25 protein-coding genes and 5 tRNA genes are annotated in these 26,351 nt (G+C 71.1%); 11 read left to right on the top strand and 19 right to left on the bottom strand.

The features are described from left to right. Positions 1-124: 124 nt before the first annotated feature. On the bottom strand, positions 125-1,729 hold the full coding sequence (locus tag ACGFMM_RS06395) for a DAK2 domain-containing protein (protein WP_393643655.1): 1,605 nt from the start codon (positions 1,727-1,729) through the stop codon (positions 125-127). Positions 1,730-1,979: 250 nt separating this feature from the next. Between ACGFMM_RS06395 and rpmB the strand changes: the two genes are divergently transcribed. After that, a complete protein-coding gene (gene rpmB, locus ACGFMM_RS06390; protein ID WP_003957616.1) occupies positions 1,980-2,165 on the top strand; it encodes a 50S ribosomal protein L28 in 186 nt (61 codons plus the stop codon). Between the two features lie 104 nt (positions 2,166-2,269). Here the strand turns inward: rpmB and thiD are convergent, their stop codons facing one another. Together thiD and ACGFMM_RS06380 are read right to left on the bottom strand one after the other, a co-directional pair. After that, a complete protein-coding gene (thiD, locus tag ACGFMM_RS06385; RefSeq protein ID WP_393643653.1) occupies positions 2,270-3,088 on the bottom strand; it encodes a bifunctional hydroxymethylpyrimidine kinase/phosphomethylpyrimidine kinase in 819 nt (272 codons plus the stop codon). Beyond that, a complete protein-coding gene (locus ACGFMM_RS06380; RefSeq protein ID WP_393643652.1) occupies positions 3,085-4,047 on the bottom strand; it encodes a thiamine-phosphate kinase in 963 nt (320 codons plus the stop codon). Before ACGFMM_RS06380 ends, thiD begins: the two co-directional genes overlap by 4 nt. 260 nt (positions 4,048-4,307) lie before the next feature. Between ACGFMM_RS06380 and ACGFMM_RS06375 the strand changes: the two genes are divergently transcribed. Together ACGFMM_RS06375 and ACGFMM_RS06370 are read left to right on the top strand one after the other, a co-directional pair. Next, on the top strand, positions 4,308-4,541 hold the full coding sequence (locus tag ACGFMM_RS06375) for an Lrp/AsnC ligand binding domain-containing protein (protein ID WP_318102882.1): 234 nt from the start codon (positions 4,308-4,310) through the stop codon (positions 4,539-4,541). 23 nt (positions 4,542-4,564) lie between these two features. Continuing rightward, positions 4,565-5,047, top strand: coding sequence for a DUF3515 domain-containing protein (locus tag ACGFMM_RS06370; RefSeq protein WP_393643769.1), 483 nt, complete (start codon positions 4,565-4,567; stop codon positions 5,045-5,047). Between the two features lie 26 nt (positions 5,048-5,073). Here the strand turns inward: ACGFMM_RS06370 and ACGFMM_RS06365 are convergent, their stop codons facing one another. From ACGFMM_RS06365 to ACGFMM_RS06355, 3 genes are all read right to left on the bottom strand, one after another. Continuing rightward, positions 5,074-6,213, bottom strand: a complete 1,140-nt coding sequence (locus tag ACGFMM_RS06365) for a D-alanine--D-alanine ligase family protein (RefSeq protein WP_393643650.1) — start codon at positions 6,211-6,213, stop codon at positions 5,074-5,076. 74 nt (positions 6,214-6,287) lie between these two features. Then, entirely contained in the window at positions 6,288-7,298 is a 1,011-nt protein-coding gene (locus ACGFMM_RS06360; RefSeq protein ID WP_393643649.1) for an NAD(P)H-dependent glycerol-3-phosphate dehydrogenase, read from the bottom strand. Further along, positions 7,295-8,047, bottom strand: coding sequence for a lysophospholipid acyltransferase family protein (locus ACGFMM_RS06355; RefSeq protein WP_393643648.1), 753 nt, complete (start codon positions 8,045-8,047; stop codon positions 7,295-7,297). The genes ACGFMM_RS06360 and ACGFMM_RS06355 overlap by 4 nt, the downstream gene beginning before the upstream one ends. Positions 8,048-8,185: 138 nt before the next feature. Here ACGFMM_RS06355 and cofC point away from each other — a divergent pair, with 138 nt between their 5' ends. Then, positions 8,186-8,833 (top strand): 2-phospho-L-lactate guanylyltransferase, encoded by a 648-nt coding sequence (cofC, locus tag ACGFMM_RS06350; RefSeq protein ID WP_393643646.1) that lies wholly within the window; start codon positions 8,186-8,188, stop codon positions 8,831-8,833. A gap of 10 nt (positions 8,834-8,843) precedes the next feature. Further along, a complete protein-coding gene (locus ACGFMM_RS06345) occupies positions 8,844-9,047 on the top strand; it encodes a hypothetical protein (protein WP_393643645.1) in 204 nt (67 codons plus the stop codon). A gap of 103 nt (positions 9,048-9,150) precedes the next feature. Here the strand turns inward: ACGFMM_RS06345 and ACGFMM_RS06340 are convergent, their stop codons facing one another. The 4 genes from ACGFMM_RS06340 to leuC all read right to left on the bottom strand — a co-directional run bounded on the left by ACGFMM_RS06340 (position 9,151) and on the right by leuC (position 12,304). Then, positions 9,151-9,804 carry an HU family DNA-binding protein gene (locus ACGFMM_RS06340; RefSeq protein ID WP_393643644.1) on the bottom strand — a complete coding sequence of 218 codons (654 nt, stop codon included), beginning with the start codon at positions 9,802-9,804 and terminating at the stop codon, positions 9,151-9,153. Positions 9,805-9,947: 143 nt separating this feature from the next. Next, on the bottom strand, positions 9,948-10,175 hold the full coding sequence (locus tag ACGFMM_RS06335) for a hypothetical protein (protein ID WP_393643642.1): 228 nt from the start codon (positions 10,173-10,175) through the stop codon (positions 9,948-9,950). 104 nt (positions 10,176-10,279) lie between these two features. Further along, entirely contained in the window at positions 10,280-10,873 is a 594-nt protein-coding gene (gene leuD, locus ACGFMM_RS06330; protein ID WP_393643640.1) for a 3-isopropylmalate dehydratase small subunit, read from the bottom strand. 6 nt (positions 10,874-10,879) lie between these two features. After that, positions 10,880-12,304 (bottom strand): 3-isopropylmalate dehydratase large subunit, encoded by a 1,425-nt coding sequence (gene leuC / locus ACGFMM_RS06325; RefSeq protein ID WP_393643639.1) that lies wholly within the window; start codon positions 12,302-12,304, stop codon positions 10,880-10,882. A 141-nt stretch (positions 12,305-12,445) separates the two neighbouring features. On the opposite strand from leuC, the gene ndgR reads away from it, so the two are divergent. Continuing rightward, positions 12,446-13,162 carry an IclR family transcriptional regulator NdgR gene (gene ndgR, locus ACGFMM_RS06320; RefSeq protein WP_393643637.1) on the top strand — a complete coding sequence of 239 codons (717 nt, stop codon included), beginning with the start codon at positions 12,446-12,448 and terminating at the stop codon, positions 13,160-13,162. A gap of 138 nt (positions 13,163-13,300) precedes the next feature. Here ndgR and ACGFMM_RS06315 read toward each other — a convergent pair. The 9 genes from ACGFMM_RS06315 to ACGFMM_RS06275 all read right to left on the bottom strand — a co-directional run bounded on the left by ACGFMM_RS06315 (position 13,301) and on the right by ACGFMM_RS06275 (position 17,179). After that, positions 13,301-13,376 (bottom strand) — tRNA-Glu (locus tag ACGFMM_RS06315). A 43-nt stretch (positions 13,377-13,419) separates the two neighbouring features. Then, positions 13,420-13,491 (bottom strand) — tRNA-Gln (locus tag ACGFMM_RS06310). An 18-nt stretch (positions 13,492-13,509) separates the two neighbouring features. Beyond that, positions 13,510-13,585 (bottom strand) — tRNA-Glu (locus ACGFMM_RS06305). Positions 13,586-13,646: 61 nt separating this feature from the next. Further along, positions 13,647-13,719: transfer RNA gene (locus tag ACGFMM_RS06300), tRNA-Glu, on the bottom strand. 41 nt (positions 13,720-13,760) lie between these two features. Then, positions 13,761-13,832: transfer RNA gene (locus tag ACGFMM_RS06295), tRNA-Gln, on the bottom strand. Between the two features lie 93 nt (positions 13,833-13,925). After that, entirely contained in the window at positions 13,926-14,648 is a 723-nt protein-coding gene (locus ACGFMM_RS06290) for an HAD family hydrolase (RefSeq protein WP_393643635.1), read from the bottom strand. 10 nt (positions 14,649-14,658) lie between these two features. Beyond that, on the bottom strand, positions 14,659-16,131 hold the full coding sequence (gene gltX / locus ACGFMM_RS06285) for a glutamate--tRNA ligase (protein ID WP_393643633.1): 1,473 nt from the start codon (positions 16,129-16,131) through the stop codon (positions 14,659-14,661). Then, a complete protein-coding gene (locus tag ACGFMM_RS06280; RefSeq protein ID WP_393643631.1) occupies positions 16,124-16,900 on the bottom strand; it encodes a fumarylacetoacetate hydrolase family protein in 777 nt (258 codons plus the stop codon). The genes gltX and ACGFMM_RS06280 overlap by 8 nt, the downstream gene beginning before the upstream one ends. A 93-nt stretch (positions 16,901-16,993) precedes the next feature. Continuing rightward, positions 16,994-17,179, bottom strand: coding sequence for a hypothetical protein (locus tag ACGFMM_RS06275; RefSeq protein WP_393643630.1), 186 nt, complete (start codon positions 17,177-17,179; stop codon positions 16,994-16,996). 551 nt (positions 17,180-17,730) lie between these two features. On the opposite strand from ACGFMM_RS06275, the gene ACGFMM_RS06270 reads away from it, so the two are divergent. The 5 genes from ACGFMM_RS06270 to ACGFMM_RS06250 all read left to right on the top strand — a co-directional run bounded on the left by ACGFMM_RS06270 (position 17,731) and on the right by ACGFMM_RS06250 (position 26,345). Then, entirely contained in the window at positions 17,731-21,309 is a 3,579-nt protein-coding gene (locus tag ACGFMM_RS06270) for a nitrate- and nitrite sensing domain-containing protein (RefSeq protein ID WP_393643628.1), read from the top strand. A gap of 5 nt (positions 21,310-21,314) precedes the next feature. Next, positions 21,315-21,728 (top strand): roadblock/LC7 domain-containing protein, encoded by a 414-nt coding sequence (locus tag ACGFMM_RS06265; RefSeq protein WP_393643627.1) that lies wholly within the window; start codon positions 21,315-21,317, stop codon positions 21,726-21,728. 130 nt (positions 21,729-21,858) lie between these two features. Beyond that, positions 21,859-22,266: a DUF742 domain-containing protein gene (locus ACGFMM_RS06260; RefSeq protein ID WP_393643626.1), complete on the top strand. Its 408-nt coding sequence runs from the start codon at positions 21,859-21,861 to the stop codon at positions 22,264-22,266. After that, positions 22,247-22,837, top strand: a complete 591-nt coding sequence (locus tag ACGFMM_RS06255; protein ID WP_393643624.1) for an ATP/GTP-binding protein — start codon at positions 22,247-22,249, stop codon at positions 22,835-22,837. The genes ACGFMM_RS06260 and ACGFMM_RS06255 overlap by 20 nt, the downstream gene beginning before the upstream one ends. 337 nt (positions 22,838-23,174) lie before the next feature. Continuing rightward, the gene (locus ACGFMM_RS06250) at positions 23,175-26,345 is read left to right on the top strand and encodes a nitrate- and nitrite sensing domain-containing protein (protein ID WP_393643622.1); all 3,171 of its coding nucleotides are present in this window, start codon (positions 23,175-23,177) and stop codon (positions 26,343-26,345) included. Positions 26,346-26,351: the final 6 nt, after the last annotated feature.

The following is a 26,351-nucleotide window of genomic DNA, read 5'->3' as shown; positions in this document are numbered from 1 at the left end:
TAGGCGGGCCGAGGACCTTCTTCAGGGGTTCGTCGAGCGCAGGCACGGATCCATTGCACACCACGGCACCGACAAGGGCGTACGGCGGCGCGGCCGACGGCGGACTGCTCCCGCCCCTGCCCGGCTACTCGACCCCGATCAGCAGCGGCGCCCCGCCGGCCCCGGCGTCGTACACGGCCGTGTCGACGGCCAGGTAGCGGCGCCGCACATGGGCCTCCAGGGACGCGGCCAACTCCTCGGGCGCGTTCTCCCCGACGATCAGCGTCACCAGCTCGCCACCCGCCGACAGCATCCGGTCGAGGACCGTCACCGCCGTGGCGCCCAGCTCCTGCCCGATGACGGCCACGTCGCCCTCGATGAGCCCAAGCACGTCCCCGGCCTGGCACACCCCCGCCGAGGTGAACGACTGCCGTTCCGCCACGGCGAGTTCGGCGTACCGCGTCGCGCCCGCGGCCGCCGTCATCGCGACCACGTCCTCGTCGAACCGCCGGTCCGCCTCGTGGACGGCCAGCGCCGCGATGCCCTGCACGGCGGCCCTTGTCGGGATCAGCGCGACCCGCACGCCCTCCGCCCGCGCCCGCTCGGCGGCCGCGGCCGCGGTGGGCCGCAGGTCGGCGTCGTTGGGCAGCAGCACGACCTCGCGCGCGTGCGCCCGCAGGATCGCGTCCACCAGTTCGCCGCTCGCCGGCGGCCGCCCGGCCTTCGCCAGGACGGTCGTCGCCCCGGCCTCCCGGCACAGCTCGGCCAGTCCCTCGCCGGGCAGGACGGCCACGACCGCCCGCTGGACCTGCTCCACCCGACCCGCGTCCCCGGCCGCGAAGTGCGTGATCCGGATCCGGTACGGCCGGCCCGCCTCCACGCCCGCCTCGACCGCGGCGCCCGCGTCGTCGACGTGCACGTGGACGTTCCAGAGCCCGTCCCCGCCCACCACGACCAGGGACTCGCCGAGCCCGTCCAGCCGCTCCCGCAGCCGCGCGACCGCAGCATCCTCGGCCTCCAGGAGGTAGATCACCTCGAACGCGGGCCCGCCCTCCTCGGTGCAGGCGTCGTCGTCGGCGGCCGCGACCGGCCGGTGCAGCGCCGCGAGCGGGCTCTGCGCCTCGCCCGACAGCGCCTCGACCAGCGCGCCGAGCACCATGACCAGACCGCGTCCACCGGCGTCCACGACCCCGGCACGCTCCAGCACGGCCAGTTGTCCGGGCGTCGCCTCCAAGGCCGTCCGCGCCCCCTCGTACGCCCTCCTGGCCACCGCCACGAGGTCCCCGCCCCCCTCGGCCGCGTGCGAGGCGGCGGCCGACGCGGCCGTGGCCACGCTCAGGATCGTGCCCTCGACGGGATGCGCCACGGCCTGCCGGGCCGCGTCCGCGGCGCTCGTCAGCGCCTGCGCGAGGTGACGTCCGTCACGCCCGCCCGCCAGCACGGAGGCCATGCCACGCAGCAGCTGCGACAGGATGGTCCCGGAATTCCCCCGCGCCCCGATCAGCGCCCCGTGCGCCATGGCCTTCACGGCCTCGGGCGCATCGGGCACGTCGCCGTCCTCGAACGCAGCGTCCAGCGCACGGGCGGCGGACTCCACCGTCAGATAGAGATTGGTCCCGGTGTCCCCGTCCGCCACGGGATAGACGTTGATCGCGTCGATCGCCTCGCGCTCGCGCCCGAGCGCCGCCAGTGACAGGGAGCACCAGGTCCGGACCGCTGCGGCGTCGAGGTTCTGCGCGGTCTGCGGCACCTGGTGATCCTCCTGCTGGGTGGCCTGGGGCGGCGGCGGGGCTGCACCGCAGGTTAGACCCGGCCGCCGAGGAGACCGGGGGCGGGGCCCGGGGACGACATGGTAGTTTCGTTCCACGGGAGCAGCCGTTGTATGCTGCTTCGGTTGCCCGGCACCGTCCGGGCCATTCCCCCGGCAAGCCACTTCAGATCACTGATCCGATTCCGGTGCGCCGGATTTCACTGTAAATCTGAAGTCTTTGGAGTGACCCGTGGCTGCCAACTGCGACGTCTGCGGCAAGGGGCCGGGCTTCGGCAACAACATTTCGCACTCGCACCGCCGCACGTCCCGTCGCTGGAACCCGAACATCCAGCGCGTGCGTGCCGTGGTCGGTCGGACGCCGAAGCGGCTCAACGTCTGCACCTCGTGCATCAAGGCCGGCAAGGTCTCGCGCTAACGCCGACGTTTCGTCGTAGCGCAGCCCCTGCGGTTGCCTTGAAGGCCGGTTCACCTCGGTGAACCGGCCTTTCGCCATGTCCGGGACGGGTTCGGCGGCGCGGTTCAGCGGCGCAGTTCCCACCCGTGGTCCACGGGGCCGATCCCGCCGCCCAGTGCGAAGCCGGCCGCGATCGCGCCCGTCACGTACTCCTTGGCCTCTCGTACGGCCTCCGGCACGGTCAGGCCCTTGGCCAGCCCCGCCGCCACCGCGGAGGCGAGCGTGCACCCGGTCCCGTGGGTGTGCCGGTTGTCGTACCGGGGCGCCCGCAGCCAGTGCTCCTCGGCCCCGTCCGTCAGCAGGTCGACGGCCTCGGCGGCGCCGGGCAGATGCCCGCCCTTGATCAGCGCCCACCGCGCCCCGTACGCCAGCACGGCGTCGGCCGCGGCCCGCATGTCGCCCTCGTCCCGCACCCGCACCCCGGTGAGCTGTGTCACCTCGTCGAGGTTGGGCGTGGCGACGGTGGCGAGCGGCAGCAGCTTCGTCCGCACCGACTCCAGCGCGGACGCGGCCAGCAGGGCGTCCCCGTGCTTGGAGACGCCCACGGGATCGACGACCACCGGGGCGGAGCCGGCCGCGAGCAGCTCGGCCACCGTCTCGACCAGCACCGCCGACGCCAGCATGCCGGTCTTCACGGCCTGGACGCCGATGTCGTCGACGACGGCACGGTACTGGGCCCGTACGGCCTCCTCGGGCAGCTCCCACGCGCCCTGGACGCCCAGCGAGTTCTGCGCGGTGACGGCGGTGATCACGCTCATGCCGTGCGTTCCCAGCGCGAGCATGGTCTTGAGGTCGGCCTGGATCCCGGCCCCGCCGCCGGAGTCGGACCCGGCGACGGTCAGCACGAGCGGCAGCGGGCCCGCGCCGGGGGGACGCGAGGTCACTCCGTTCCCCCGAAGTGGTCCCAGCCGCCCTTCGTGTGCCACGGCGCGCCGTCCACCGTCACCTGCGGCAGCGCGGACGGGTTGAGGACCTCGCCGATCACCTTCCACCGCGCCGGCAGCTTCACGTCCGGCGGGAAGGTGGCCACGATGGCGTGGTCCTCGCCGCCGGTGAGCACCCACTGCAGCGGGTCGACGCCGACGGCCTGGCCGATGTCGTTCATCTGGCTCGGGATGTCGATGAGCCCGGACCGCAGGTCGATCCGGACCTTGCTGGCCTCGGCGATGTGCCCGAGGTCGGCGATGAGCCCGTCGCTGACGTCGCACATGGCGGTCGCGCCGAGCCCGGCCGCGGCGGGGCCCGCGTGGTACGGCGGCTCGGGCCGCCGGTGGGCCTCGACGAAGGCCCGCGGCGAACGGAAGCCCCGGGAGAGCACCGCGTAGCCGGCGGCGGACCAGCCGAGCCATCCGGTGTACGCGACGACGTCGCCGGGCTGGGCGCCGCCGCGGGTGACGGGCTCGTGGTTGCGCAGGTCGCCGAGCGCGGTGATCGACACGGTGATCGTGTCGCCCCGGACGACGTCGCCGCCCACCACGGCCGCGCCCGCGACCTGGCACTCGTCCCGCAGCCCGTCCATGAGCTCGACCGGCCAGGTCACCGGCAGTTCGGCCGGGACGACGAGCCCGAGCAGCAGCGCCGTCGGCACGGCGCCCATGGCCGCGATGTCCGCGAGGTTCTGCGCGGCGGCCTTGCGGCCGACGTCGTAGGCCGTCGACCAGTCGCGGCGGAAGTGCCGTCCTTCGAGCAGGATGTCCGTGCTGGCCACCACGCGCCGGTCGGGCGCGGAGACGACGGCCGCGTCGTCGCCGGGTCCGATCCGTACCGCCGGGGTGGCGGTGAGCCGCGAGGTGAGCTCCTTGATGAGCCCGAACTCCCCCAGCTCGCCGACTGTGCCCTTCACCGCGCCTCACCTCGTGTCGTCGTGCTCGTGTCCCCCGCGCCCGTACCGGGGCCGAAATTGGGGTCGCGAGCCGTCACTGCCATGGGTACGGTCGAGTAGACCGTCAACTTCTGTCGTGCGTACGCCACACCGCGCGCCCCCACGGCCGCGCGGGTCTCCCCGCTGCGCTCGGGGACGCGGTAACGTGGCGAACCTTTACATCGGGTTCTGCTCCCCGCAACGAGCCTCGTCATCATTTTCGCGGCCGCCCTGGAGGTTCCGTGGTACAGGCGTACATCCTCATCCAGACCGAGGTGGGCAAGGCGTCGCTCGTCGCCGCAGCCATCTCCGAGATCCCGGGGGTGATCCAGGCAGAGGACGTGACGGGCCCGTACGACGTGATCGTCCGCGCGCAGGCCGACACCGTCGACGAGCTCGGCCGGATGGTGGTGGCCAAGGTCCAGCAGGTGGAGGGGATCACCCGTACCCTGACCTGTCCGATCGTGCATCTGTAGCCCCCGTCTACCCTTGGCCGGTGATGACTTCCCACCGGCCCTTCGCTCTGCCCGTCGCCGCGCTGGCCGCCGCCGTGCTGCTGCCGGCCGTCGCGGGCTGCTCCCCGACGGACGCGGCGGCGTCGGTCCCGGTTCCCAGCCCGCCGGCCGAGGAGGCCGGCTACTGCCGTGCGCTGCACGACGCGCTTCCGCAGACCCTGTCGGGTTTCGACCGGAGCGAAGCGGAACCGGAGTCGGACCTGACCGCGGCCTGGGGGGACGGGGCGATCGTACTGCGCTGCGGGGTTCCGCGGCCCGAAAAGATGAGCGATCCCCAGGCGTCGGGTCTCGACGTGAACGGGGTCGGCTGGCTGCTGGAGGTGCAGCGGTCCGGTGCTCCCCGTTTCACCTCGACGTACCGGAAGACGTACGTCGAGGTGACGCTGGACGAGCGCTTCACCCATGACTCGGGCCCGCTGATCGGTCTCGCGGAACCGGTCGCGAAGACGGTTCCGAAGAGCCTGTAACTCCCCCCGCGGGCCTTCTCGCGGCTCTAGCGCAGTCCGGTGGACCGCGTCAGCGCCGCCTGGATGAGGCGGTCGACGAGCTCCGGGTACGAGACCCCGCTCTCCTGCCACATCCGCGGGTACATGGAGATCGGCGTGAAGCCCGGCATCGTGTTGATCTCGTTGATGACGAACTCGCCGTCCTCGGTGAGGAAGAAGTCCGCACGGACCAGGCCCTCGCAGGACACGGCCTCGTACGCGGCGACGGCGAGACGCTGGATCTCGGCGGTGGCGTCGTCGCCGATCGGCGCGGGGACGATGCCGGAGGCCGAATCGATGTACTTGGCCTCGAAGTCGTAGAAGTCGTGGTCGGTGACCGGCGGGATCTCGGCGGGCACACTGGCGCGCGGGCCGTCCTCGAACTCCAGGACGCCGCACTCGATCTCACGGCCGCGGATCAGCGACTCGACGACGACCTTCGGGTCGTAGCGGCGGGCCTCCTCGATCGCCTCGTCCAGGCCGCCCAGGTCGTCGACCTTGGTGATGCCCACGGACGAACCGCCGCGGGCCGGCTTCACGAAGAGCGGCCAGCCGTGGTCGGCGGCGAACTCCACGATCTTCTTCCGCGCCGCGGCCGGGTTCTGCTCCCATTCGCGCGGCCGCACCACGACGTACGGGCCGACCGGCAGGCCGAAGGAGACGAAGACCCGCTTCATGTACTCCTTGTCCTGGCCGACGGCGGAGGCGAGCACGCCCGCGCCGACGTACGGGACGCCGGAGAGCTCAAGCAGGCCCTGCAGGGTGCCGTCCTCGCCGTACGGGCCGTGCAGCATCGGGAAGACGACGTCGACCTCGCCGAGCGCCTTCGGCACGGTGCCGGGCTCGGTGAGCACGACCTCGCGGTCGGCCGGGTCGACGGGCAGGACCACGCCGCCGGTCTCGGACTCGGCGAGTTCGCCGACGCTCGGCAGCTTGCGGTCGGCGATGGCCATCCGCTCGGGGGCGTCGGCCGTCAGGGCCCAGCGCCCCTCCGTGGTGATGCCGATGGGCAGCACGTCGTACTTGTCCCGGTCGATGGCGCTCAGGACGGCGCCGGCGGTGACGACGGAGATGGCGTGCTCCGAGCTGCGGCCGCCGAAGACGACGGCCACGCGCGGCTTGCGGGGGCTCTGGATGTTCTCGCTCATAACGCGATGAGCGTACCTTGACGGTCCTCCCCCGGCCGAGAAGGCCGTGCGAGCCTCCACGACCCCTCCCCCGGTCAGCGCCTTTCGGCCTTGGCGCTGCGGGACATGAGCTCCTTGAGGCCGACCACCGGCGGCTTGCCCTCGTGGACGATGGAGACGACCGTCTCGGTGATCGGCATGTCGACGCCGTGGCGGCGGGCCAGATCGAGCACGGACTGGCAGGACTTGACGCCCTCGGCGGTCTGCTTGGTGACCGCGATGGTCTCCTCCAGGCTCATCCCGCGCCCCAGGTTGGTGCCGAAGGTGTGGTTGCGGGAGAGCGGCGAGGAGCAGGTGGCGACGAGGTCGCCGAGGCCGGCCAGTCCGGAGAAGGTCAGCGGGTCGGCGCCCATGGCGAGGCCGAGCCGGGTGGTCTCGGCGAGGCCGCGGGTGATGAGCGTGGCCTTGGAGTTGTCACCGAGGCCCATGCCGTCCGCGATGCCGACGGCGAGGCCGATGACGTTCTTGACCGCGCCGCCGAGTTCGCAGCCGACGACGTCGGTGTTGGTGTACGGGCGGAAGTACGGGGTCATGCAGGCGCTCTGGAGCCGCTGGGCGACCGTCTCGTCGGCGCAGGCGACGACCGAGGCGGCGGGCTGCCGGGCGGCGATCTCCTTGGCCAGGTTGGGGCCGGTGAGCACGGCGACGCGCTCGGCGGGCACCTCCGCGACCTCCGTGATGACCTCGCTCATCCGCTTGGCGGTGCCGAGTTCGATGCCCTTCATCAGGGAGACGAGCACGGTGTGCGGGGCCAGCTTCGGCGCCCAGTCGGCGAGGTTGGCGCGCAGGGTCTGCGAGGGCACGACGAGGACGGTGAAGTCGGCGTCGCGGGCGGCCTCGGCGGGGTCGGTGGTGGCCCGCAGGTTGGCCGGGAGGGCGATGCCGGGCAGATAGTCCGGGTTCATGCGGGTGGTGTTGATCGCGTCGACGGGCTCGGCGCGGCGGCCCCAGAGGACCACCTCGCAGCCGGCGTCGGCGAGGACCATGCCGAACGCGGTGCCCCACGAGCCCGTGCCGAAGACCGCCGCCTTGACGGGACGACTCACTTGCTTCCCTCTCCTGCGGCCTTGCGCCGCTGCTCCAGCCTGGCCTGGCGGTGGTCGTACGGGCTCTCGGGCGCCTGCTCGCCGCGGACCTCCTCCAGGAGCGCGGTGATCGCGGCCATGATGACCTCGGTCGCCTCCCGCAGGACCTCCGGCGTGGGCTCCTCGCCGTAGAACCGGGAGAGGTCGACCGGGGGTCCGGCCTGCACGATCAGCGTCTTGCGCGGGAAGAAGTTGAACTTGTCCTCCCTGGCGTACGGCGGCATCGCCAGGTTGGCGCCCCACTGGGCGACCGGGATCACCGGGGCCTTGGTCATCAGCGCGACGCGGGCGGCGCCGGTCTTGCCGGCCATGGGCCACATGTCGGGGTCGCGGGTGAGGGTGCCCTCGGGGTAGAAGGCGACGCATTCGCCGCGCTCGATGGCGTCGACGGCGGCGCGGAAGGCGTCGAGGGCGTTGGTGGTCTCCCGGTAGACGGGGATCTGGCCGGTGTTGCGCAGCATCATGCCGACGAACGAGCCCTTGAAGAGGGCGGCTTTGGCGAGGAAGCGCGGGACCCGGCCGGTGTTGTACTGGTAGTGCGCGTAGGAGAGCGGGTCCAGATACGAGTTGTGGTTCACCGCGGTGATGAAGCCGCCGTCGGCGGGGATGTGTTCCGTTCCGCGCCAGTCCCGCTTGAACAGAACCACCAGCGGCGGTTTTGCGATGGCCGCCGCCAGGCGGTACCAGAAGCCGATTCTGCGGCGGGACACTCGAACACCTTCCTCTGGGACTGGGCGTGCAGGGGGTCAAGTGTCGCCCCATGCTCCTGGTCTGTCGAGAACACCGTACGCCCCGGTTCGGAGCCCGGCCCTCCGGGTCACGCGGCCGTCGCGACAGAATGGACGGCGATGAACACCGATCCGGACGGGGGCTGGTCCCTGGTCGTGCCGTTGAAGCCCCTTGCGCTGGCGAAGAGCAGGCTCGCCGCGGTGTCCGGGGAGCGGCTGCGGCCGCGGCTGGCGCTGGCGTTCGCGCAGGACACGGTGGCGGCGGCGCTGACCTGCCCGCGGGTGCGGGATGTGGTGCTCGTCACGGACGACCCGGTGGCCTCGGTGGCGCTGGCGGCGCTGGGCGCGCGGATCGTGCCGGACTTCCCCGGGGCCGGGCTCAACGCGGCGCTGGCGCACGGGGCGCGCGAGGTGCGGCGGGGGCGGCCGGGTGCGCGGGTGGCGACCCTCAACGCGGATCTGCCGGCGCTGCGGCCGGCCGAGCTGGACCGGGTCCTGGCGGCGGCCGAACAATTCCCCCGGGCATTTCTCGCGGACGCCGCGGATATCGGTACGACTTTCCTTTCGGCCGATTCCGGGTTCGAATTGCGGCCCGCTTTCGGGGGTGCGTCGCGCCGCCGGCATTTGTCGTCGGGGGCGGTGGAAATCCGGCTCGCGGGGGTGGATTCGGTGCGCCGGGACGTGGACACCGGCGAGGATCTGGCGGCGGCGCTCGCACTGGGCGTCGGCCCGCGGACGGCGGCCCGCTGGGCGCCGACGAACGGTTAGGCTGCGGCCCATGCAGGCGACCGCGTACACGTACGACCCCGAGACCCACAGCGGCAGTGTGCTGCTGGACGACGGCACCCCGGTGGAGTTCGGCGCCGCGGCCTTCGAGGCGGGCGGCCTGCGGCTGCTGCGTCCGGGGCAGCGGGTCCGGATCGAGACCGAGGGCAAGGGCGCGGGGCTGCGGATCACGCTGGTGACGCTGCTGACGTTCTGACGCGTCCACCCGTCCTGACCTGCGAGTCTTCGGACGCGCCGCGGGCCGGGCTCCCAGAGGGAGCCCGGCCCGGCGCGTGAGTGGCCTGGTGCCGCTGTGCCGCTTACTTCCTGGCGGCGGTCTTCTTGGCGGCGGTCTTGCGCGCCGTCGCCTTCTTGGCGGGCGCCTTCTTCGCGGCGACCTTCTTGGCCGGCGCGGTCTTCTTGGCGGTGGCCTTCTTGGCCGCGGCGGTGGTCTTCTTCGCCGGGGCGGCCTTCTTGGCCGTGGTCTTCTTGGCGGCCGCGGTCTTGGCGGCGGTCGTCTTCTTGGCGGCGGTGGTCTTCTTCACCGCCGCCTTCTTGGCGACCGTCTTCTTGGCGGCGGCCTTCTTGGCGGCGGTCGTCTTCTTGGCCGCGGCCTTCTTCACGGTGGCGGAAGCGCCGCCGGTCAGGCTGCCCTTGGGGGCCTTCTTGACGGAGACCTCGCCGCCCTTGGGGAGCTTCTTCGAGCCGCTGACCAGGTCCTTGAAGCCCTGACCGGCCCGGAAGCGGGGCACGGAGGTCTTCTTGACCCGCACCCGCTCACCCGTCTGCGGGTTGCGGGCGTAGCGGGCCGGGCGGTCGACCTTCTCGAACGACCCGAAGCCGGTGACCGAGACCCGGTCGCCGCCCACCACGGCACGCACGATGGCGTCGAGCACGTGGTCGACGGCCTCGGCGGCCTGCTGGCGACCGCCCACCTTGTCAGCGATCGCTTCTACGAGCTGCGCCTTGTTCACGTCTTCCCCTTCGGAGACATTGCCAGAACGAAAGTGTTCAAGCGTTTTCGCACGTTAGGCAGATATATACCGCAAATCAAACACGAAACGGTCTAATCACCCTAGTGCCGCAACGCTGTGCAGATGTTGCGGAGTTCCGGTGGTCAGTCGCCTTCAGGGAATCGGCCCTCGTCGAGGTCCTTCATCAACCGGTCGAGACGCGCTGCCGCGTCCGCGAGATCGTGCTTCGCCGCGGCCGTGACGACCAACAGCTTCCGGGACAGCGCCATCCTTACGCCCTCCGGGACTTGCAGTTCGCGCACTTTCGTGTGCGCTTCCTTCAATCGGTCGGCGACTGCCTCGTAGAGCTCGAGTTGGCTGTCGCGTTCCATGCACCGATTGTGCCATCTAGGGCGAGTTGTCGCCCGACGGGGGCTCAACATGGCACTGCGCCCCCCACCCGGAGGTGGAGGGCGCAGTGCTGGAAAACCGCTGCTCAGGCCGTAATTGTGCGGGGCTTGAAGGACGGCCGGGCGGCCTCGTAGGCCGCGATGTCGGCTTCGTTCTGAAGGGTGAGGCTGATGTCGTCCAGGCCGTTCAGGAGCCGCCAGCGGGCGTTCTCGTCCAGCTCGAAGTCGGCGTCGATCCCGGCCGCGAGGACCTTGCGGGCCTCCAGGTCGACGGTGACCTCGGCGGTCGGGTCGGCCTCGGTCAGCTCCCACAGGGCGTCCACCGTCTGCTGCGGCAGGACGACCGTCAGCAGGCCGTTCTTCAGCGAGTTGCCGCGGAAGATGTCGGCGAAGCGGGAGGAGATCACGGCCTTGAAGCCGTAGTTCTGCAGCGCCCAGACGGCGTGCTCGCGGGAGGAGCCGGTGCCGAAGTCGGGGCCGGCCACCAGGACCGAGGCGCCCTGCCGCTCGGGGCGGTTGAGGACGAACTCGGAGTCCTTGCGCCAGGCCTCGAAGAGCCCGTCCTCGAAGCCGTCGCGGGTGACCTTCTTCAGCCAGTGGGCCGGGATGATCTGGTCGGTGTCGACGTTGCTGCGGCGCAGCGGGACGGCACGGCCGGTGTGCGTGGTGAAAGCTTCCATGGTTCCTCAGACCCCCGCGGTGGTGGCGACGTCGGACAGATCGGCCGGGGAGGCCAGGTGGCCCAGTACGGCGGTGGCGGCGGCGACCTGCGGGGAGACCAGGTGGGTGCGGCCGCCCTTGCCCTGCCGGCCCTCGAAGTTGCGGTTGGAGGTGGACGCGGAGCGCTCACCGGGAGCCAGTTGGTCGGGGTTCATGCCCAGACACATCGAGCAGCCCGCGTGCCGCCATTCGGCGCCGGCCTCCTTGAAGACCTTGTCCAGGCCCTCCTCGACCGCCTGCAGGGCGACCCGGACGGAGCCCGGGACGACCAGCATGCGGACGCCGTCGGCGACCTGGCGGCCGTCCAGCAGCGCCGCGGCGTTGCGCAGGTCCTCGATGCGGCCGTTGGTGCAGGAGCCTACGAAGACGGTGTCGACCTTGATGTCGCGCAGCGGCTGGCCGGCGGTCAACCCCATGTACTCCAGGGCCTTTTCGGCGGCCAGGCGCTCCGAAGCGTCTTCGTACGAAGCCGGGTCGGGGACGTTCGCCGAAAGCGGCGCGCCCTGGCCGGGGTTGGTGCCCCAGGTGACGAACGGCGCCAGCGCGGCGGCGTCGACGACGACCTCGGCGTCGAAGACGGCGTCCTCGTCGGACTTCAGGGTCTTCCAGTACGCGACGGCGGCGTCCCAGTCCTCGCCCTCGGGGGCGTGGGCGCGGCCCTTCAGGTACGCGAAGGTGGTCTCGTCGGGGGCGATCATGCCCGCGCGGGCGCCGGCCTCGATGGACATGTTGCAGATGGTCATCCGGGCCTCCATCGAGAGCTTCTCGATGGCGGAGCCGCGGTACTCCAGGATGTAGCCCTGGCCGCCGCCGGTGCCGATCTTCGCGATGATCGCCAGGATCAGGTCCTTGGCGGTGACGTCCTCGGGCAGCTCGCCGTCGACGGTGATCGCCATGGTCTTCGGGCGGGCCAGCGGCAGCGTCTGGGTGGCCAGCACGTGCTCGACCTGGCTGGTGCCGATGCCGAAGGCCAGCGCGCCGAACGCGCCGTGCGTGGAGGTGTGCGAGTCGCCGCAGACCACGGTGGTGCCGGGCTGGGTCAGGCCCAGCTGCGGTCCCACGACGTGGACGACGCCCTGCTCGACGTCGCCCAGCGGGTGCAGCCGGACGCCGAACTCGGCGCAGTTCTTCCGCAGGGTCTCCAACTGGGCGCGGGAGACCGGGTCGGCGATCGGCTTGTCGATGTCGAGGGTCGGGGTGTTGTGGTCCTCGGTGGCGATGGTGAGGTCGAGGCGGCGGACCTGGCGGCCGTTCTGGCGCAGACCGTCGAAGGCCTGCGGGCTGGTCACCTCGTGCAGCAGGTGCAGATCGATGAAGAGGAGGTCGGGCTCGCCCTCGGCGCGCCGGACGACGTGGTCGTCCCAGACCTTCTCCGCGAGTGTCCTACCCATCGCTTTCCCTCCGGCCGGCGAGCTGCACCGGCACTGCTAGAGACCCGTTTCGCGGGCCGTTGTGCGGCCGCTCCACCAGAGTGGCAAGTTCCTCGGAAAATTGAACTTGCGTTTCACAGAGTGAGACGCGAATATCGTTGCATGGACAACTCTAGCGGCGTGGGCGTTCTCGACAAGGCAGCCCTTGTCCTGAGCGCCCTGGAGTCCGGTCCGGCCACCCTCGCAGGTCTGGTCGCGGCGACGGGACTCGCACGACCCACGGCACACCGACTGGCCGTGGCACTGGAACACCACCGGATGGTGGCCCGCGACATGCAGGGCCGGTTCATCCTCGGACCGCGGCTGTCGGAGCTCGCCGCCGCGGCCGGCGAGGACCGTCTGCTCGCGACCGCCGGGCCGGTGCTGACGCATCTGCGCGACGTCACCGGCGAGAGCGCGCAGCTCTACCGGCGCCAGGGCGACATGCGCATCTGCGTGGCGGCCGCCGAGCGGCTGTCCGGCCTTCGGGACACCGTCCCGGTCGGCTCCACGCTGACCATGAAGGCCGGCTCCTCGGCGCAGATCCTGATGGCCTGGGAGGAGCCCGAGCGGCTGCACCGCGGCCTCCAGGGCGCCCGCTTCACGGCGACGGCCCTGTCGGGCGTACGACGCCGCGGCTGGGCCCAGTCGATCGGCGAGCGCGAGCCGGGCGTGGCGTCCGTCTCGGCGCCCGTACGGGGCCCGTCGAACCGCGTGGTGGCCGCCGTCTCGGTCTCCGGACCGATCGAGCGCCTCACCCGCCACCCGGGGCGCATGCACGCCCAGGCGGTGATCGACGCGGCCGGCCGCCTCACCGAGGCCCTGCGCCGCAACGGCTGACGCTGTTCAGTTCTCTCCATCCGTTCATCCCGGCCCACCGCTCCAACGCCGCAGCGGTGGGCCGGAGTTGTGTCCGGACACGGGAGCACGGGACGAACAGCGAAGAAGCCCTCCCCCGAAGGGAAGGGCTTCTTCGTTTGGTACCCCCGACCGGATTCGAACCGGCGCTACCGCCTTGAGAGGGCGGCGTGCTAGGCCGCTACACAACGGGGGCAAGATCAAAAGCCACGCGACGGTAGTCGCATGTCTCACAGTCGCTGGCCTACCTGGACTCGAACCAAGACTAACTGAACCAGAATCAGTCGTGCTGCCAATTACACCATAGGCCACTGGTGGTATAGACCAGTTGGTACCCCCGACCGGATTCGAACCGGCGCTACCGCCTTGAGAGGGCGGCGTGCTAGGCCGCTACACAACGGGGGCCCTAGCGATCCTGCATCGAGTTCACCGGGTGCGACCCTGGTGATCCCGCGGGAAGGATCTGTACCCCCGACCGGATTCGAACCGGCGCTACTGCCTTGAGAGGGCAGCGTGCTAGGCCGCTACACAACGGGGGCTTTGCGGATCAGATCCGCGAGTTGCAGATGAGCTCTGCGAGCTGGCCTACCTGGACTCGAACCAAGACTAACTGAACCAGAATCAGTCGTGCTGCCAATTACACCATAGGCCACCAAAACTCGATCCCCGTCGAGGGGATCTTGTTCGGGTTGTGCTCCGGTGGGTCTCGGCCTTTCGGCTTGCTCCCCTCGGCGCAGGAAGAACATTACCCGAAGGTGTCCGGCGCTCCAAAACGGGTATCCCCGCGCAGCAACGCGGGGAGCTGGTGGAGGTCGGTGATGCGGGTCAGCTCCGGCCGTCCGCCCACCTCGGAGCGGTCCAGCCAGATGCCGGCGAGCCCCGCCTCGTCGGCCCCGCGGGCGTCGATGTCCGGGTGGTCGCCGACGTACGCGACCTCGGCCGGGGGCAGGCCCAGGGCAGCACAGGCGGCGTGGAAGGCCTCGGGGGCGGGCTTGGCGACGCCAAGCTCCACGCAGCACAGGACGGCCTCGAAGCGGTCCCGTACGCCGAGCGCCCGCAGCTTGGGCTCCTGGACGCGGCTGCTCGCGTTGGACAGCACGGCGTGCCGGTACTCCCCCGCGAGCAGGTCGAGCACCGGCAGGGCGTCCGGGAACAGCTCCCAGGCGGCCTCGTAGTGGGCCACGTACCGCTGCAGCCAGCCGTCGACCGCGGCCCGGCCGAGTTCCGGTTGCCCGAGGAAGTCCCGCACCCGCTCGCGCCGGTGCTCCTCGTAGTCCCCGCCCTGGGCCTCGAACCGCCGCCAGTGCAGCGTGGTGAGCTCCTGCCAACGGCGAAGGGCCTGGTCGACGGAGTCGAATCCGTCCACCAGGCCCTCGACCGTGAGATGGTCCCGCATGCCGGCCAGATCGGCCGTGGCGTAATCGAAGATCGTGTCGTCCACATCCCAGACCACGGCCCTGATCGTCATGGGGCCGACCCTACGCCGCCAGCTTCTCCAGGGTGGCGTCAATGCGGGAAAGCGTCTTCTCCTTGCCCAGGATCTCCAGGGACTCGAAGAGCGGCAGGCCCACCGTGCGGCCGGTGACGGCGACGCGGACCGGGGCCTGGGCCTTGCCGAGCTTCAGGCCGTGCTCCTCGCCGGCGGCCAGGACCGCGTTCTTGAGGGACTCCGGGTCGTTCCAGTCCGCGGCCTCCAGGGTGGCGCGGGCGGTGCGCAGCAGGGCGTCGGAGCCCTCCTTCATCGCCTTCTGCCAGGAGGCCTCGTCCGCGACCGGCTCCTTCAGGAAGAGGAAGTCGACGTTGGCCGTGATGTCCGAGAGGACGGTGAGGCGGGTCTGGGCGTACGGGGCGATCCGCTCCCAGGCGGCGCGGTCGAAGTCCTCGGGCGCCCAGTTCGCGTGCGGGGCCTGCAGCCAGGGCTCGCAGGCCTCGGCGAAGGTCTTCACGTCCAGCATGCGGATGTGGTCCGCGTTGATGGACTCGGCCTTCTTGAGGTCGAAGCGGGCCGGGTTGGCGTTGACGTCCGCGATGTCGAACTTCTCGATCATCTCGGGGATGGTGAAGATGTCCTGGTCCGCGGAGAACGACCAGCCCAGGAGGGAGAGGTAGTTCAGCAGGCCCTCGGGCAGGAAGCCGCGCTCCCGGTAGAGGTTGAGAGAGGCCTGCGGGTCGCGCTTGGAGAGCTTCTTGTTGCCCTCGCCCATCACGTACGGCAGGTGGCCGAACTGCGGGATCTCCTTGGCGACGCCCAGCTCGATCAGCGCCTTGTAGAGCGCGATCTGGCGCGGGGTGGAGGAGAGCAGGTCCTCGCCGCGCAGGACGTGGGTGATCTCCATCAGGGCGTCGTCGACCGGGTTGACCAGCGTGTACAGCGGGGCGCCGTTGGCGCGCACGATGCCGTAGTCCGGGACGTTGTCCGGGGTGAAGGTCAGCTCGCCGCGGACGAGGTCGGTGAAGGTGATCGGCTCGTCGGGCATCCGGAAGCGGACGATCGACTCGCGACCCTCGGCGCGGTAGCGCTCGATGCGCTCGGCGCTCAGGTTGCGGCAGGTGCCGTCGTAGCCGGAGGGCTTGCCGGCCAGGCGGGCCGCGTCGCGGCGGGCCTCCAGCTCGACCGCGGTGCAGAAGCAGTGGTACGCGTGGCCGCCGGCGAGCAGCTTCTCGGCGACGTCCCGGTAGATGTCCATCCGCTGGGACTGGCGGTACGGGGCGTGCGGGCCGCCGATCTCCGGGCCCTCGTCCCAGTCGAGGCCCAGCCAGCGCAGCGAGTCGAGCAGCTGGCCGTACGACTCCTCGGAGTCGCGGGCCGCGTCGGTGTCCTCGATGCGGAAGACCATGGTGCCCTGGTTGTGCCGGGCGAAGGCCCAGTTGAACAGGGCGGTGCGGACCAGGCCCACGTGGGGGTTGCCGGTCGGGGACGGACAGAAACGGACGCGGATCGCGTTAGCCACGCTTGATCACCTTGTTGGTGAGAGTGCCGATGCCTTCGATGGTGACGGCGACCTCGTCGCCGACGTTGAGGGGGCCGACCCCGGCGGGGGTGCCGGTGAGGATGACGTCGCCCGGGAGCAGCGTCATGGCCTCGGTGATGTGGACGACCAGGTCCTCGATGGAGCGGATCATGTCGCTCGTACGACCCAGCTGGCGTTGCTCGCCGTTGACGGTGCACTGGATGGTGACGTCGGCGGGGTCGAGGTCGGTCTCCACCCAGGGCCCGAGGGGGCAGGAGGTGTCGAAGCCCTTGGCGCGGGCCCACTGCTTCTCGCGCTTCTGGACGTCGCGGGCGGTGACGTCGTTGGCACAGGTGTAGCCGAAGACGACGTCCTTGACCCGCTCGCGGGGCACCTCGCGGCACATGCGGCCGATGACCACGGCCAGTTCGGCCTCGTGGTGCAGCTCGTCGGAGAAGGAGGGGTACTCGATGGCGTCACCGGAGCCGATCACCGAGGTGGTGGGCTTGAAAAAGGTGATCGGCGCCTCGGGGACCTCGTTGCCGAGTTCGGCGGCGTGCTCCGCGTAGTTGCGGCCGATGGCCACGACCTTGTTGGGGAGCACGGGAGGCAGAAGCCGTACCTTGTCGAGGGGGACCTTGGTCCCGCTGAGCTCGAAGTCGGTGTACGGGATGCCCTTGATGATGTCGAGAACGAGGCCGTCCGGGCCCTCGCCCTCGACGGCGCCGAAGGCGACATTGCCGTCGATGGAGAATCTGGCGATGCGCACGAGTGCTGTCGCCCCTCACTGATGCTGGCTGGAGTCTGACGCTCCAGGCTAACGCGGCGAGAGGGGCGGCCTGCTGAAATACGGCGCTGCGGACTACTCCGCGACGGCGGGCACGGGCGCGACCATCAGGACGGTGCGGCGCGGGTTGGCGGTCTGGGTCGGCAGCTCCGCGGCGTACTCGGACTGTGCGCCCCGCTCCAGCTGCTCGGCGTCCTCCAGGTGCGCCAGCGTGGTGCGGCGGGGGTTGGCGATCTTGCGCAGCAGCGTGGTGGTCTTCATCGCGGGTGTCAGGCCCTCTACAGAGTCGCGTCACTTGTAAAGCGTCAGGCTAAACACTCGCTTCCCTTCGAATACATGGAAGAGACACCGATCAAGGTGTGAGTTTGCTCACCACTCAAGGGATGATTCCGGCATTGCGGACCACTATCCAGGGCCCATGAAACGGACATCTCGTACGTGAATGCGTTATTCCGCTCCTGATCATGGCGACTGGGACACTCGCCCACCGTCGCCACTTGATAGGGAAAAGTCCGGTTCGCCCCTGATCATCTTCTACGGCCGGTGACGTATCGTGCACACGTTGTCATGCGCTCCGGCACGCGAGACGCGGCTCTTGTTGGAGATCCGGCACTGTGCTGGAATTCCACGCACCGCCGCGGGTTCGCAGGACCGGCGCGCAGGGTGGCGCATCACCGCGCCGAGCGAGCGGCGGGGAAGGGGGAACTGCGCCGGTCGAAGACGACCACCATGGGGTGCATCTGCATCTCACGACGCCCGACACCGTCCGTCCGTTCGCGCGGGGGACGCCTGGTCCAGAGGTTGCGACGCTAGTGCAGGGACGATTCAAGAGGGATGGCAGCAGCGCGGCGGAACAGGAGCCGCGCGGCGGGAACGACCGTGGCTCCTCGCCCCAGCACACTCCGAACCCGGCTCAGGGTGCGGCCGGTGAGGGCGGTGACTCCGCGGTGCGCAGCACGTCCGCCGGCGGCCCGGCGCCCGAGCCCGCCGCCGCACCGAAGGCCAAGTCACCCAACGATGCCGGGCCGCGAATAGCCCTGCGGAACTGGCGCATCTCGACGCGTCTGGTCTCGCTGCTCGCCCTGCCCGTGGTCGCGGCCACCACCCTGGGCGGGATTCGTATCAACGAGTCCCTCCAGGACATGGAGCAGCTGGAGCACATGCAGCTGCTGACCAAGCTCACCAAGGAGGCCACGGACCTCGCCGAGGCCCTCCAGGCCGAGCGCGACCTCTCCGCCGGCCCCCTGTCGAACGGCGCCTCGCCCAGCGAGTTCAAGGTCGCCGACCCCCGCAAGAAGACCGACCGTGCCCGCACGGCCTTCCTGGACGCGACCGGTGCCATCGGCGACACCATGGGCGACGACGCCCTGGAGAGCATCCGCACCAACGCCAACCAGATCGCCCAGCAGGTCGTCACGCTCGACACCCTGCGCCAGACGGCGTACAAGGGCAACGAGCCGACCTCGCAGACGGTCGAGCAGTACAGCCGCATCATCAACTCGCTGCTGAGCCTCTCCCAGGACATGGCGCAGGCGACCAGCAACCCCGAGATGATCAAGCGGACGCGTGCCCTCGCCGCGTTCTCGCAGGCCAAGGAGTACGCCTCCATCCAGCAGGCGATCATCGCCGCCTCGCTGCCGCCGACCGACCAGCAGCTGGGCAAGCTGGACCGGCAGGACCGGCTGTACGCGGAGGCCGCGCGCAGGGCGGAGAAGACGGCCCGCACCCGCTTCGAGACCATCTACGAGTCCACCGGCGGCAACGCGCAGGAGCTCACCGAGTCGCTGGAGTCCGGCAACTCGTCGGTCGAGGCCGCGAACGCCTACGCCGAGCGCGTGCTCAGCACCGACTCCGGCCTGTCGACCTCCGCCAAGCGCGGTTACCTCGACTTCACCGACGAGTACGGCACCAAGATGCAGGCCATGAGCCGCATCGAGGGCGACCTGCTCGGCAAGATGGAGACCGAGGCCCGTGAGCTGAAGCAGGAGTCGCAGCGCGACGCGCTCATCAACGGTGCGCTGATCCTGCTCGTCCTCGGCGTCTCCCTCGTCGGCGCGTTCGTCGTGGCCCGGTCCATGATCCGCTCGCTGCGCCGGCTCCAGGACACCGCGACCAAGGTCGCCCAGGAACGCCTGCCCGAGCTCGTCAAGCAGCTCTCCGAGGCCGACCCGCAGGACGTCGACACCTCCGTCGAGTCCGTCGGCGTCCACTCCCGCGACGAGATCGGCCAGGTGGCCGAGGCCTTCGACGAGGTGCACCGCGAGGCGGTCCGCCTCGCCGCCGAGCAGGCCATGCTGCGGGGCAACGTCAACGCGATGTTCACCAACCTCTCGCGCCGCTCGCAGGGTCTCATCCAGCGTCAGCTCTCGCTCATCTCCGAGCTGGAGTCCCGCGAGGCCGACCCGGACCAGCTGTCCTCGCTGTTCAAGCTCGACCACCTCGCCACCCGTATGCGCCGGAACGGCGAGAACCTCCTCGTCCTCGCGGGCGAGGAGCCCGGCCGCCGCTGGACCCGCCCGGTCCCGCTGGTCGACGTGCTCCGCGCCGCCGCGTCCGAGGTGGAGCAGTACGAGCGCATCGAACTGGCCGCGGTCCCGGCGACCGAGGTCGCCGGCCGTGTCGTCAACGACCTCGTGCACCTCCTCGCCGAGCTGCTCGAGAACGCCACCTCGTTCTCCTCGCCGCAGACCAAGGTCCGCGTCACCGGTCACGCGCTGCCCGACGGCCGGGTGCTCGTCGAGATCCACGACACCGGCATCGGCCTCTCCCCCGAGGACCTCGCCGCGATCAACGAGCGGCTCGCCTCGCCGCCCACCGTGGACGTCTCGGTCTCCCGCCGCATGGGTCTGTTCGTGGTCGGCCGTCTGTCCCTGCGACACGGCATCCGCATCCAGCTGCGCCCGTCCGACTCCGGCGGCACCACCGCGCTCGTCATGCTGCCCGTGGACGTCGCCCAGGGCGGCCGGAAGCCCGCGCCCAAGCAGGGCGCCGGCGGCCAGGGCCAGGTCCCGCAGGGCCAGGGCGCCCCGGGCGGCCGGCTGGCCGCCGGTCCCGGCGCCGCCGCGGGCCTCGGCGGGGCGGGCCGGCTCGGTGCCGGCTCCGGCCCGCGCGCCGCGCTGCCCGGCCGGGACGGCGCGCGTCCGAACGGTCCGCAGAACCCGCAGAACCCGCAGGGCCAGTCGCCGCAGGCGCCCCAGGCCCCGCAGCGTCAGGGCGCCGGCTTCGGCGGCGGCGCGAAGAGCGCCATCCCGTCCCGTACGGACGTCTGGCAGAACTCCGGCCCGGGCCAGAACGCCCCGGCCGCGCCGAACCCGCAGGCGCCCCAGGCTCCGCAGCCCGCGCACAACGGTTTCCAGGCCCCCGCGCCGGCCCGCCCCGACCAGGGCCGGCCGCAGCAGGGCCAGGGCGGTCCCGCCGACGGCGGTCGCCGTCCCGGCCTCCCGGGCGGCCCGCGCGCCGAACTCCCGGGCGCCGGGCAGCCGCAGCGTCCGCAGACCCCGAGCTGGGGCAACGACCGGACGCAGCCGCCGCAGCGGCAGTCGACCCCGCTGGACGCCCCGCGCGGTCACGAGGAGCCGGAGACCACGGGTCCGTACACCCGCTCCGCGGCCCCTCAGGGCCCGCACGCCACCGGGCAGTTCGCCCGTCCCGAGCTCCCGCAGCCGCAGGGCTACCAGACCGGCCGGCAGGACCCGGCGGCCACCGCCGCGTTCCAGCGCCCGGACTTCAACGCCCCGCAGCCGCCCGCGCCGCGTCAGCGCGCGCAGGAGGCGGACTTCGGCGCACCGCGTCCGGCCGCCGGTCTGCCCGCCGCGCCGCAGCCCGAGGCGCTGCCTCCGGCGAGCGGCGGCGGTGACGGCCGTACGCCGCTGTACGACACCCTGGAGACGAACTGGTTCCGCGGCCAGCAGGCCGAGGCGCAGCGCGTCCCCGAGGTCGAGCAGACGATGCCGACGCCGGTGGTGCCGCAGCAGCCCCAGCAGCAGCGCCAGGCCCCCGCGGCCCCGCGCCGCCCGGCCGCGCCGCAGCAGCAGGCGCCGCAGTCCGCCCCGCAGCAGCAGGCGCCTCAGGGCACCCCGCAGCAGCAGGCGCAGTGGCGTACCTCGCCCAACGACGACCTGGTGCGTCAGGCCGAGCGGGCCCGCAAGCCCTCGGCCGGCGGCGTCACCACCTCCGGGCTGCCGCGACGGGTACCGCGCGCCAACCTCGTGCCCGGGACCGCGCAGGAGCAGGCCCAGACGGCCGGCCCGCAGGTCTCCCGTGCACCCGACGACGTCCGCGGCCGACTCACCAACCTGCGCCGCGGCATCCAGCAGGGCCGACAGGCGGGCAACTCGAACACGGGTAGCTTCAACATAGGCCCCACTCACCAGCAGGAGCGTGAGTTTTGAGCGCCATGAGCCAGGCTGCACAGAATCTCAACTGGCTGATCACCAATTTCGTGGACAACACCCCCGGGGTGTCCCACACCGTGGTGGTCTCCGCCGACGGACTCCTGCTGGCGATGTCCGAAGGATTCCCCCGCGACCGCGCCGACCAGCTGGCGGCGGTCGCGTCCGGACTGACCTCGCTGACCGCGGGCGCGTCCCGGATCTTCGAGGGCGGTCCGGTCGCCCAGACGGTGGTGGAGATGGAGCGCGGCTTCCTCTTCATCATGTCGGTCTCGGACGGCTCCTCGATGGCCGTGCTCGCACACCCCGAATGCGACATCGGCCTCGTCGGCTACGAGATGGCGCTGTTGGTCGACCGGGCCGGCACCGTTCTCACCCCGGACCTCCGCGCGGAGCTCCAGGGCAGCCTGCTCCACTGATCCGCCCAGCACGCCGAGCGGTGCGCCCCTCCGCACCGCTTAGTCCCACCTACCGTCCGGCCGCTCCACGGCCCCCCCACCGGCCCCACCAGACGGCAGTCGACCGCTTGCTGTCCCGCCCGGAGGATTCATGACCCCGCCCACCGCCTCTCACGATCCGTACGGCGCCTCCCTCGACGAGCCGTACGGACATGAGGGCGACCAGCCGCTGGTGCGTCCCTACGCGATGACCGGCGGCCGGACCCGGCCGCGCTACCAGCTCGCCATAGAGGCGCTGGTCAGCACCACGGCGGACCCGGCGAACTTCGCCAGTCTGCTCCCGGAGCACCAGCGCATCTGCCACCTCTGCCGTGAGGTGAAGTCGGTGGCGGAGGTCTCGGCCCTGCTGTCGATGCCTCTGGGCGTGGCCCGGATCCTCGTCGCCGACCTGGCCGAGGCCGGCATGGTGGCCATCCACCAGCCGGGCAACGGCGAGGCCGGCGGCACGCCGGACGTGACTCTGCTCGAAAGGGTGCTCAGTGGACTTCGCAAGCTCTAACGGAGGGGCCGGCGCCTCCGGTCGTTCCACCACCAGCGCGAAGATCGTGGTGGCGGGCGGCTTCGGCGTGGGCAAGACCACGTTCGTCGGCGCCGTCTCCGAGATCAACCCGCTGCGCACCGAGGCCGTCATGACGTCCGCCTCGGCGGGCATCGACGACCTGACCCACACCGGGGGCAAGACCACCACCACGGTGGCGATGGACTTCGGCCGCATCACCCTGGACCAGGACCTGATCCTGTACCTCTTCGGTACCCCGGGCCAGGACCGCTTCTGGTTCATGTGGGACGACCTGGTGCGCGGTGCCATCGGCGCCGTCGTCCTCGTCGACACCCGCCGCCTCGCCGACTGCTTCCCCGCCGTCGACTACTTCGAGAACAGCGGCCTGCCGTTCGTCATCGCCCTCAACGGCTTCGACGGAGATCAGCCGTATCAGCCGGAGGAGGTCCGCGAGGCTCTCCAGATCGGGCCGGACACCCCGATCATCACGACTGATGCCCGCCACCGCGCGGACGCCAAGAGTGCGCTCATCACGCTCGTCGAGCACGCACTCATGGCACGACTCAAGTAGAAATGCGCCTACGGCAGTTGTCGTAGAGATCTTGGGGGCGGCCTGTGTCCTTTGACACGGTCCGCCCCCGTGTTCATAACATTTCGACAGAGAATCGGGGCCCTTCGGACACCCGACGCATCCGCCCGGTGTCGCTGCGCTCACATGAGCCCCGCCTTTTGACGGGGCTCGCTCTTTATGCCCGTTTTATCAACGGTCCCGACCACGAAAAAGCGGCCGCTCAGGCTGTTTGGAACGGACACCCATCACGTGCTGCAATTCATGAACTCCCGAGTAGTACGGCCCTGAACGAAACACGGCACAACGTAGGTGCCGACGCCGAGAGGTTGTTGGTCGAGTGAGGCGAAGCAACGAAAGCTCCGCAGAGCTGCAGGCGCGGGGCAACTTCACCCCGCCGCCGCGCGCTGCGGCATCGCCTGCGGACGAGCCCGGAACTCCCCAGTCCGGCACCGGCAGGGCCGGCAGCTCCAGCAAGCTGTCCCCGCGCAACTGGCGGGTGCCCACCCGCCTGAACGCGATCCTGCTCATACCCGTGCTGGTCGGCCTCGTCATGGGCGGCTTCCAGGTCAAGGGTGCGATCGACACCTGGCAGGAAGCCCAGGACGCCGAGAAGACGGCGCTCATCGTGCGCGCCGCCACCGAGTACGGCAACGCGCTCCTCAACGAGCGCGACCTGACTGCCGGCCCGATGCTCGCCGCCGCCTCCCCCGAGGCCGGCGCGGAGCACCCGCAGGTCAAGGAAGCCCACGCGGCGACCGACGCGGCCAAGGTCAAGTTCGACGAGGCCATCAAGGACCTCCCCTCCGGCCAGGGCCTGGAGCGCCGCCTGGACCTGTTCCAGCGCGAGGAGCCCAAGCTCCAGGAGCTGCGTCAGAAGGCCTACGCGAAGGCCCTCGACCCGGTGCAGACCGAGCTCGCGTACGTCGGCGTCCAGCACTACCTCATGGAGTTCTCCAACGAGCTCGGCCTGGGCACCGGCAACGTCACCAGCTACGGCCGTACCGTCTACGCCGTCTCGCTGGGCAAGGCCGCCTCGTCGCTGCAGCGCTCCATCGGCACCCACCTCCTGGTCCGTCCCAGCAAGGACAAGGCCAAGTTCGCCGAGCAGTCGGTGGCCTTCAAGTCGTACAACTACCTGGAGCAGATCGCCCTCGGCGAGTTCCAGTCCGGCGGCACCGAGGCGGACGTGCAGCGCCTGCGGGAGCTCATGACCAAGGCGGCGAAGGACGGTGGCGCGAGGCTGCAGGCCGCCGGTCTCAACCCGCCGCGGGGCCAGGCGGACGGCTCCGTCTACACCGGCATGGCCACCGCGATCGGCCGGGCGGCCGACCCGGACGAGATCAAGGACCTGAAGAAGCAGGACATCACCGTCCAGACCTGGATGGGCGCCTCGACCGCCAAGTTCGAGGCCTACAGGACGATCGAGACCGAGCTCGTCGACAAGGCCGTGAACGAGGCCTCCGACATCGCCGACGAGGCCGCGACCGACGCCTACGTCATCGGTGGCGTCACCGTCGTCGCGCTGCTCGCCGCCTTCATCATCGCCGGTCTCATGGCCCGCCAGATGAGCCGCTCGATGCGCGAGCTGCGCACCGCCGCGTTCGCCGTCGCCGAGCAGCGCCTGCCGATGCTGGTCGACCAGCTCTCCCGTACCGAGCCGGGCCGTGTGGACACCCGTGTCCAGCCGATCCCGATCGACACGCAGGACGAGATCGGCGAGGTCGCCCGGGCCTTCGACCAGGTCCACCGCGAAGCCGTCCGGCTCGCCGCCGAGCAGGCTCTGCTCCGGGGCAACGTCAACGCGATCTTCACCAACCTCTCCCGCCGCAACCAGTCGCTGATCGAGGGCCAGCTGACCCTGATCACCGACCTGGAGAACAACGAGGCGGACCCGGACCAGCTGGAGAACCTCTTCAAGCTGGACCACCTGGCGACCCGTATGCGCCGCAACGGCGAGAACCTCCTCGTCCTCGCCGGCCAGGAGCCCGGCCGCCGCTGGGACCAGCCGGTGCCGCTGGTGGACGTCATGCGCGCCGCCGCCTCCGAGGTGGAGCAGTACGAGCGCATCGAGCTGGCGGGCGTCCCGGACGCCGAGATCCACGGCCAGGCCGTGACCGACCTCGTGCACCTGCTCGCCGAGCTCCTGGAGAACGCCACCACGTTCTCCTCGCCGCAGACCAAGGTCCGGGTGACCGCGACCCGTCTGCCCGACGGCCGCGTGATGGTCGAGATCCACGACAAGGGCATCGGCCTGACCGCCGAGGACTTCGCGGACATCAACCACAAGCTGGCCAACCCGCCGACCGTGGACGCCGCCGTCTCGCAGCGCATGGGCCTGTTCGTGGTCGGCCGGCTGGCCGACCGGCACGGCGTCCGCGTCCAGCTGCGGCCCTCGGGCGAGCAGGCCGGCACGACCTCGCTGGTCATGCTCCCGGACGCCATCACCCACGGTGGCGGTGGCGCGGAGCTCCCGCAGGACGACTTCACGGTCTCGCAGATCATCCCGCAGCAGTCCTCCTTCGAGGCCACCCCGATGCGGACCGCGGCCGAGCTCGGCTTCGACGACTCGCGCTACGACCAGCCGGGCGAGGAGCGCCAGCTGGACCCGGTCAACCGCTCGCTGATGCGCGGGGAGCGGCGCGCCGCCCTCGAGGCGCAGGCGCACGGCGGCGAGCGCCCGCTGTTCCGCGACGAGGTGGACCCCGCTCAGCAGGGCTACGCGCCGCAGGAGCAGGGCGGTCAGGGCTACGCCCCGGACTACGGTCAGGACTACGGGCAGCAGGCCCCGCAGCAGGACGGCTACGCGTACCCGCAGGACGGCTACGAGGGCTATGACCAGCCGACCGGCGGTTACCCCGAGCAGGCCTATGCGGAATCCGGTTACGACAGCCGTGAGCCCTCCGCCCCGCAGTACGGGAACTCGTTCGACCCCCAGCCTCACCAGGGCGAGTGGGCCGACCAGGGTACATACCAGGGCAGCTACGAGCAGCCTTACGGAACGGAACCGGAATCTTCCCAGGGCGCTCCCGAACAGGCCCACGAACGCGTAGGCTTCGACCGTCCGGGTCCCACCCCGAGCGCCGGTCACCAGCTGACCGACGCCGGGCTGCCGCGCCGCGGCAGCACCGCGCCGCGGACCCCACAGCCGCAGCAGCAGCCGCAGGCCTCGCCGGTGCACCAGTCGCAGCCGGTGCAGAACGAAGCCGACGGTACCGAGGACTGGCGCTCGACGAACGACGAGCGCTGGGAGCGGGCCGAGAAGCTCCGCAAGCCGAAGGCGGGCGGAGTCACCTCGTCCGGTCTCCCCCGGCGGGTTCCCAAGGCCAATCTGGTCGAGGGCACCGCGGAGCAGACCCCGCAGGGCGGCCCCCAGGTCTCCCGCGCGCCGGAGGACGTACGGGGCAGGTTGAGCAACCTGCGCCGCGGCGTCCAGCAGGGGCGCAGCGCGGGAACGGACACGAACGGATCGGGCCTCGGCCCGGGTAATACCTACAACCAGGAGCGTTAGTGTGAG

Source organism: Streptomyces sp. NPDC048604 (genome assembly GCF_043199435.1).
GTDB lineage: Bacteria > Actinomycetota > Actinomycetes > Streptomycetales > Streptomycetaceae > Streptomyces.
Note: the sequence above shows the minus strand (reverse complement) of the source record. Positions and strands in the feature narration are given on the sequence as shown.

Coding starts and splice junctions, on each gene's coding strand:
- ACGFMM_RS06275 (WP_393643630.1), bottom strand. CDS start 17,179: ATGAAGACCACCACGCTGCTGCGCAAGATCGCCAACCCCCGCCGCACC.
- ACGFMM_RS06260 (WP_393643626.1), top strand. CDS start 21,859: ATGACCCCGCCCACCGCCTCTCACGATCCGTACGGCGCCTCCCTCGAC.
- cofC (WP_393643646.1), top strand. CDS start 8,186: ATGAACACCGATCCGGACGGGGGCTGGTCCCTGGTCGTGCCGTTGAAG.
- ACGFMM_RS06335 (WP_393643642.1), bottom strand. CDS start 10,175: ATGGAACGCGACAGCCAACTCGAGCTCTACGAGGCAGTCGCCGACCGA.
- leuD (WP_393643640.1), bottom strand. CDS start 10,873: ATGGAAGCTTTCACCACGCACACCGGCCGTGCCGTCCCGCTGCGCCGC.
- leuC (WP_393643639.1), bottom strand. CDS start 12,304: ATGGGTAGGACACTCGCGGAGAAGGTCTGGGACGACCACGTCGTCCGG.
- ACGFMM_RS06345 (WP_393643645.1), top strand. CDS start 8,844: ATGCAGGCGACCGCGTACACGTACGACCCCGAGACCCACAGCGGCAGT.
- ndgR (WP_393643637.1), top strand. CDS start 12,446: ATGGACAACTCTAGCGGCGTGGGCGTTCTCGACAAGGCAGCCCTTGTC.
- ACGFMM_RS06365 (WP_393643650.1), bottom strand. CDS start 6,213: ATGAGCGAGAACATCCAGAGCCCCCGCAAGCCGCGCGTGGCCGTCGTC.
- ACGFMM_RS06265 (WP_393643627.1), top strand. CDS start 21,315: ATGAGCCAGGCTGCACAGAATCTCAACTGGCTGATCACCAATTTCGTG.
- ACGFMM_RS06370 (WP_393643769.1), top strand. CDS start 4,565: ATGACTTCCCACCGGCCCTTCGCTCTGCCCGTCGCCGCGCTGGCCGCC.
- ACGFMM_RS06290 (WP_393643635.1), bottom strand. CDS start 14,648: ATGACGATCAGGGCCGTGGTCTGGGATGTGGACGACACGATCTTCGAT.